Origin of the sequence: Bartonella sp. CL71SXKL (assembly GCF_042194935.1) — a bacterium.
Lineage (GTDB): Bacteria > Pseudomonadota > Alphaproteobacteria > Rhizobiales > Rhizobiaceae > Bartonella.
In genome coordinates, this window is the sequence record NZ_JBHINI010000057.1 from 1 (window position 1) to 2108 (window position 2108).

The 2108-nt window shown below is 31.8% G+C and carries 1 protein-coding gene and 1 pseudogene; one reads left to right on the forward strand and one right to left on the reverse strand.

Going from position 1 to position 2108, the window contains the following annotated elements; genetic code table 11:
- The first annotated feature begins 402 nt into the window (after positions 1-402).
- A complete protein-coding gene (locus ACFILA_RS09375; protein ID WP_375661108.1) occupies positions 403-1038 on the forward strand; it encodes a hypothetical protein in 636 nt (211 codons plus the stop codon).
- 290 nt (positions 1039-1328) lie between these two features.
- Here the strand turns inward: ACFILA_RS09375 and ACFILA_RS09380 are convergent.
- Positions 1329-1784: pseudogene (locus ACFILA_RS09380) on the reverse strand (type ISP restriction/modification enzyme); the annotation flags it as partial.
- Between the last annotated feature and the right edge of the window lie 324 nt (positions 1785-2108).

Here is a 2108-nt window from a genome sequence, read left to right on the forward strand (position 1 = left end):
CCCCTTTACATATTTTTCAATAAAAAATAAAAGTCATTATATTTCAATATGTTATTTTTTATCAATTTTTCAAAAAACAACCCATATTGATAACACAACCTATAAATTCAACTAATAATATACGTTTTGAGGGGGTTTTGACGGTTTTTACACCTTCAAAACCTATAAGCAAAATGAATATACATAACTCTCTTTAAACAAAGCTTTTGATAACAATAAAGCACTCATTTTAGATTACGGTATAATCTCTTAAAGGCAATGTAAAAAAATCTAATTCACTTTAAGAGTGGATTTCTTAAATTTTGCAAAACAATCTAAAAAAATTATTTAAAAGTTCAAATCGTATCTTTAATTTGAATTATAAATACATTATTAGACTTTTGCATTAATCAAAGGTTTATGATGATGAAGTTTTTTATTTTACTTTGTTTGTTAATACTCACAGCTTGTGGTCCTATAACACATTTGAACGGAATTGTTGATCCAAACTACAAGGGACGATTTCAAACGAAAAAGATGGTCATAGGAGGTGTTGGCATGTCTATTTCTGAGCAAAAAGCACTTGAAGACACCTTTGAGAAATCGCTTGCTAAATACAATGTACAGATATTGAGAGGATTAGAACTTTTCCCTCTAACTCGTAATTATTCCTATAACGAGAAAGAGGAAATTATAACAAATAAAGGCGCAGATGCAGTCCTAATAGTTAGCGTTGATAATCGTGCTATATCGCAGACATATATCCCGCCAACGTATCATCCGGGAACCTCTACAAGTACTATTTCGGGATTTGGAAACTTTGCTACCATAGAAACTGAGACGACACCAGGTTATGTGACCGGTGGATATAATATTAGTAAGCCCGCCATAAGTGTTAGTGTTTATCTTATTCACCATACAAAAAACAAAGAAACCATATGGCTAGCAAAAGGCTATAGCGATGGAAATGCTTTTGCATCATTTTCTAATCTCATAGTAAGCGTTGCTGAAACAACTGTTGAAAAACTAGCCAAAGAGGGGCTTATAGTCCCAAAGTAGAGTTAGGAAAATAGCAGCATAATCACGAATTTTAGCCACAAGGTCGATGTTAATAAAGCTATCATTTTAGATTACGGTATAATCTTTTAAAGGCGATGTAAAAAAATCTAATTCTATTTAAGAGTGGGTTTCTTAAAAGTCTTAAAGCAATCCCAATAAGAGTGTTTAAAAGTACAAAGCCTTATTTTTAGAATAACGCATATTAGGATTGTATCTAATCAACTTAACAAAAGAGGTATAGATTATGGTTATAAGATTCTATACCCCTTTGTGAGTTTAGCAAGCCAAGTCTATTCAGTTTCTCTAATTTCTAATTTTGGTAAGTTCTTAACGATTTTCATTGTCTCTAAACTTATGGTAATAACCCTCTGAAATAACTCTAGAGGGTAGGCAGGGTTGCCAATGGTTTCAACAGCATAACGATTGGCATCATTAACAATGCCACTCTTTTTATCAGTCTTAACACATTGACGCCCCATAACCCATTCAAGAGCGGATTTACCATTAACGATATACTCACAAGCGTCAAGAGGGATATCTGTTATTGTGATATTGTTATTATAAATAACAGTGGTTTTATCTTTCTCTTTACCTGCTTTTGCTAATTTCATTTCAGTCACGTAATAGAATTTTTCTGGATTAGAGATCTCTGTAACTTTTGGATTACCTTTTTTAAAGGTTACGGGATAAGGTTTTACAGTTTCATAATTCACGTGCAAATGATCCAGTTCACGCCCTGTTACAACAGAGTTCCGTTTTCGTATAAGGGGTTTAAGTCTCTTCAAAAGAATTAAAACGAAGCTTATTAAATCCATTTTGAATGAATTGAGAAAAAATGCAGAAAAATGCTAAAAAAGCCGATAATTTTTTCAAAAGAGTTTTTTAAATGCTGTTTATCCACAGCCCATGAGAGATATCAGATCAGCAAAATAGTGAAATTTGCTGTTTATTTTATGGAAAAAAGACAAATGAAGCATGTGCTTTTAAAATATTATAATGATTATTTTGATAGGTTTTATGAGTCACTAAAATAATCTAGTTTGTTAGTTCAATTTACAGACACAAACTGA

Excerpts from the sequence above, each read along its gene's own strand:
- ACFILA_RS09375 (WP_375661108.1), top strand. The coding sequence starts at position 403 with ATGATGAAGTTTTTTATTTTACTTTGTTTGTTAATACTCACAGCTTGT.